The 4,420-nt window shown below is 41.8% G+C and carries 3 protein-coding genes and 1 pseudogene; all 4 read left to right on the top strand.

All coding sequences use genetic code 11. The features are described from left to right. The first annotated feature begins 58 nt into the window (after nucleotides 1-58). Complete coding sequence (gene recO, locus IQ242_RS17690) at nucleotides 59-841, top strand: DNA repair protein RecO (RefSeq protein WP_193960878.1); 783 nt, start codon at nucleotides 59-61, stop codon at nucleotides 839-841. Nucleotides 842-863: 22 nt separating this feature from the next. After that, nucleotides 864-2,354, top strand: a complete 1,491-nt coding sequence (locus IQ242_RS17685) for an MFS transporter (RefSeq protein WP_193960877.1) — start codon at nucleotides 864-866, stop codon at nucleotides 2,352-2,354. Nucleotides 2,355-2,645: 291 nt separating this feature from the next. Next, nucleotides 2,646-2,873 carry a hypothetical protein gene (locus tag IQ242_RS17680; protein WP_228021063.1) on the top strand — a complete coding sequence of 76 codons (228 nt, stop codon included), beginning with the start codon at nucleotides 2,646-2,648 and terminating at the stop codon, nucleotides 2,871-2,873. A gap of 740 nt (nucleotides 2,874-3,613) precedes the next feature. Next, a pseudogene (locus tag IQ242_RS17675) lies at nucleotides 3,614-4,420 on the top strand (hypothetical protein); the annotation flags it as partial.

Raw genomic sequence — 4,420 nt, 5'->3', positions numbered from 1 at the left:
CCCACACCCCACACCCTGTCCCCACCAACAAACTTGTTCGGCAAACCCTAATTATTAAATGATGTCTCGCACCTATCAAGCTACTGGAATCAATCTACAAGGAATGGCCTTCGGAGAAGCCGATCGCCTCTTAACTATTTTGACCGCCGAATATGGTTTAATTAGAGCCATCGCTCCAGGTGCGCGCAAGTATAAATCTTCCCTGCGGGGTAGAAGTGAACTATTTGTGGTCAATAATCTGTTGATAGTCGCCGGAAAATCCCTAGATAAGGTCGTTCAAGCTGAAACTATCGAATCTTATCCCAAATTAAGTCAGAATCTCGCCAAACTCACCGTTAGTCAATACCTCTGCGAACTGGTTTTAGCGATCGCAATGAGCGAACAACCCCAGAGGGAATTATACGAATTAATCTGCAGCCATCTGGCCAGAATTGAAGTCCTCGACGAAAATCAATACATACTTCCCTACCTTTGTCAAGCAATTTTTCATTTCTTAATAATTGCTGGCTTAGTGCCGCAAGTCCATAACTGCCTGTTGACGGGAAAAGCTTTAATTGGGGACAATTGCCTAGGATTTAGTTTTGAGGCAGGGGGAATAATAGATCTAGCTGCCCTAACAGAAACAATCAACCCGCCCAAAATCGATAGTAAACTGACGTTGCAAGAACTGCAATTACTGCAATGCCTAGGAAAAACAGATTTTCCCCCACCAGAAAACCCTGCCTCAGAACTAGCTTGGATTAACCTCGATCGCCTGCTGCGCCGCTATACTCAGTACCATCTGGGAAAAACTTTTCGCTCCTCGGCATTAGTTGAGGGTTTATCTCCCTTAGAATTTTAAACAGATAGCAAAAATCATCATAATGCAACTGTTTGACTCAGAAACTGACGACGCTACGTCTAGCGCCTCCCCCACTCCTGTTTTTAATTCTTCCGATTCCTCACCGAGGCAATCCGACGCAGAAACCATGAACCGCTTGCCTAAACGTGCGCCCAAATCCAATCCTAGCCAGGGTTTTGCCCCAGTGCTAAAAAACCCGCGCTTTCTCATTCTCTGGGCGGGGGGAATTTTTTCCCAATTAGCGGATAAATTCTATTTAGTCCTGATGATCTCCCTAATTGCCACCCATTACCAAAAAGCCGATCAGTCGATTAGTGGCTGGGTATCGGCGATAATGATTGCTAATACAATTCCGGCGGTGTTAGTGGGTTCGGTGGCGGGTGTATATGTTGATAGATGGTTAAAAAAACAAGTTTTAGTTATTTCTAACCTTTTACGCGGGGCTTTTGTCCTCCTCATTCCCCTATTATTATGGTTAGTGCGCGAGCAAACTTTAGCCGTTCCCCTCGGTTGGTTGCCTGACGGTTTAAGAAATTGGCATTACCGGCTACAAGGAGAATTTAATTTACCCTTCGGTTTTTTCCTATTGTTAGTCATTACTTTTCTTGTCTCCACCTTAACCCAATTTTTTGCCCCCGCCGAACAATCTACCCTGCCATTAGTAGTAAAACGTCGTCATCTTCTACCGGCTAATTCCCTCAACACTTTAACCACCATGGCGGTATTAATTATCGGTTTTGCCATCGGTGAACCTCTATTAGCTTTTGCCGATAGCATTTTCGGCACGAGAGCCGGACAATTTGATATTGGCAAAGTGATGATTGTCGGTGCTTTTTATATAATTGCTGGTTTAATTCTAATTATCCTGCGAACTAACGAAAAATATGTTATTCCTACCGCAGAACAGCCCCATGTTTGGGAAGATATCCGCGACGGCATTCGTTACCTCAACAAAAATCATAAAGTTCGTAACGCTCTGATTCAATTAGTCATCTTATTCTGTATTTTTGCAGCTCTATCAGTATTAGCCGTCAGTATGGCGGAAAAACTACCCGGGTTAAAAGCTTCTCAATTCGGCTTTTTATTAGCCTCCTGTGGTGCAGGAATGGCAGTTAGTGCCATTACTTTGGGTTATTGGGGTCAAAAATTCTCCCACACCCAATTAAGTCTCTGGGGTTCCCTGGGTATGGCGGCAGCTTTAATCGGTTTATCTCTAGCAACAAAGAGTTTAATTTTAGCCTTCGCTATGACGGCTTTATTAGGGATTTTTGCCGCTTTAGTCGGGGTTCCCATGCAAACTACCCTACAGGCAGATACACCCCCCGAAATGCGCGGTAAAGTCTTTGGTTTAGAAAACAATGCCGTTAATATTGCCCTCTCTTTACCCTTAGCTGTTGCGGGTATCGCCGAAACTCAATTCGGACTCCGACCAGTATTATTAGCTTTAGCAGTTATGGCAGTTATCGGCGGTGGTTTTACTTGGTATGTTTCTGGCAATTTATCTAAAGATTAGCGAAACTTTTCAGTAATCAGTAATCAGTAATCAGTAATCAGTAATCAGTAATCAGTAATCAGTAATCAGTTATCAGTAATCAGTAATCAGTTATCAGTAATCAGTAATCAGTAATCAGTTATCAGTTATCAGTAATCAGTAATCAGTTATCAGTTATCAGTAATCAGTTATCAGTTATCAGTTATCAGTTATCAGTAATCAGTAATCAGTTATCAGTTATCAGTTATCAGTTATCAGTTATTAGAACAGGAGTTTCAACAGGAATTAAATCAGTACGAGGAGGAAAAAAGAATGCCTTATATTACCAGTGTTGAAAGAATGGGAATGGAAAAAGGGATGAGAGAATCTGTCATTGATGCCCTTGAGATTCGCTTTGAGAATGTGCCTTCTGAACTGGTTAATAAGATTAGCCAAATTCAAGACACTTCTCTTCTAAAAAATCTCTTAAGACAAGCGATTACTCTTGACTCAATCTCAGATTTTCAAGGCTATTTAAATCAGTTAATCAAACCTGAATAATTCTGGTTTGTCGCCCAAGCAAACGGGTTTCCTCAAGAAACCCGTTTTCTGTGTTTAGTGACAGAGTAGCGGCTTATAATGTGTAATTAATTTTGCTTAGGCATTTATTAATCCCTACAGTTTCTCTTATCTAGTTAAGTAGGGAGGCACAATTATTTGTAGGATGGGTTAGCGGTAGCGTAACCCATGCGGGCGTTGGGTTTCATGCTTCAACCGTTCGGCAAAAGCTCACGGCCGAAGCCCAACCTACGTTCATTTTATATTTAATTCCACCCACCCACTTATGAGCGGCTGAATGGGAGATACCAGCTTAGATTATCCTCCTATTCATACAAGAGGATAACCATTGTTTTTAGACTATGAAAACCAGAGAAATTAAGCTATTAACACAACCTAAGAATATAAACATCGCCTTACCGGTGGCAGCCCAAACAATCTCAACAGTTATAACCCAGAATATAGAACTAATAAGGGGATAGCCAATAGCTATATGCTCTAAATTTGGTTAAGTTTTTTTAAAGTTCCTGTGAGGTTACTAAAAACTTCTTGACATAGCTAGGTAGCTTAGGCTATACTCCCAGAGAAGTTTTTAGATCAATTTGATATTCCCCAACCAATTATTCTCCTAATCTCTCGATTGGCTTTGTTGTCCATTGGGATATTGTTGTGCAAATTTATCGATTTTGCCACCAAAATATCGCTGAATCCTGTTTAATTCTCTTTTTTATCCCCATCATCCCATGCCTAACACCCTTTATACCCTCACAACTAACTTAACCCTAGAATCTGAGTTACCCCTCAATTCAGATATTATTTCTGCGCTACAACAGGCAACGCTGTTAATTTCTGGCAAATTACAACAGTTTGCTGATGATTCTGCCTTTGGCGACAAAATACAGGTAGCCTTCGGCACGGCAGTTAATACTGATGAATTACAAAGCCAGTGGCAAGCAGGCGATTTAACTGGCTTTCCCATCATGGAAATTGTTTCAGGAAATGACCTTAATGGGGCAAATGGGGCTTATGCAATAGCAAATAATCGAATTTACATATCTTACGAGTTTCTGAGTCAGAATCTGGGCAATTTAGGGGCAATTGTGGCTTTACTGTTGGAGGAGTATGGCCATTATGTGGATGGATTGTTGAATAGTACAGATGCGCCGGGAGATGAGGGGGCAATTTTTGCCTCGTTGGTGTTGGGGGAAAGTCTGTCTGAGGAGGCTTTGGCCTATATGAAAGCGGAGGATGATGCGGGGGTAATTAGTATTGGTGGCGTGAGTATTGCAGTTGAGAGAGCAACCATTACCGAACCCTCTCTTGTTGCCGATATTAACTCTACTAGCTTTGGCTCTAATCCCAGCAACTTTATTAAAATTGGAGACATTCTCTATTTCACCGCTAACGATGATGTCAATGGCATCGAACTGTGGCGAGCCAATCCAGCTACTGGTGTTGTCTCGCTACTCGATATTTATCCCGGAAGTAATACTTCCAGCGTCAGCAACCTAACAGATGTCAATGGTACACTGTATTTTACGGCCAATAAT

Source organism: Microcystis sp. LEGE 08355, assembly GCF_015207185.1.
Lineage (GTDB): Bacteria > Cyanobacteriota > Cyanobacteriia > Cyanobacteriales > Microcystaceae > Microcystis > Microcystis panniformis.
The sequence above is the reverse complement of the archived record's forward strand: the minus strand, read 5'-3'. Positions and strand labels throughout refer to the sequence as shown.

Bases quoted from the DNA above. Each gene is read 5' to 3' on its own strand.
- recO (WP_193960878.1), top strand. From the start codon at position 59: ATGATGTCTCGCACCTATCAAGCTACTGGAATCAATCTACAAGGAATG.
- IQ242_RS17680 (WP_228021063.1), top strand. From the start codon at position 2,646: ATGCCTTATATTACCAGTGTTGAAAGAATGGGAATGGAAAAAGGGATG.
- IQ242_RS17685 (WP_193960877.1), top strand. From the start codon at position 864: ATGCAACTGTTTGACTCAGAAACTGACGACGCTACGTCTAGCGCCTCC.